The following is a 430-nucleotide window of genomic DNA, read 5'->3' on the forward strand; positions in this document are numbered from 1 at the left end:
GTACCAGCGCAGCCGTTTTTCCATTTCAGGCGCATAACGCTGAACCCAGCGGTAAATCGTGGAGTGATCGACATTCACTCCGCGTTCAGCCAGCATCTCCTGCAGCTCACGGTAACTGATGCCGTATTTGCAGTACCAGCGTACGGCCCACAGAATGATGTCACGCTGAAAATGCCGGCCTTTGAATGGGTTCATGTGCAGCTCCATCAGCAACAGGGGATGATAAGTTTATCACCACCGACTATTTGCAACAGTGCCGATTTGCTCACATCCAGCTTTTGTTAGTTCGTCAACCTGGTGCGCCACATCCTGAAGATGCGTAGATTTACGTGCATAGCCGATTTTCATTCTTTTCTCGCTAATTAGTTATGGGGTTATTGTTATGTTGATACAGTAACGAGTTTTGTTACATGAGGGGAGTCATTTTTCG

At 47.7% G+C, this 430-nt stretch carries 1 pseudogene; it reads right to left on the reverse strand.

The features are described 5' to 3' along the window. A pseudogene (locus JOY50_RS28570) lies at positions 1–195 on the reverse strand (IS6 family transposase); the annotation flags it as partial. Between the last annotated feature and the right edge of the window lie 235 nt (positions 196–430).

Origin of the sequence: Pseudomonas sp. BP01, assembly GCF_022760795.1 — a bacterium.
Taxonomy (GTDB): Bacteria; Pseudomonadota; Gammaproteobacteria; order Pseudomonadales; family Pseudomonadaceae; genus Aquipseudomonas; species Aquipseudomonas putida_Q.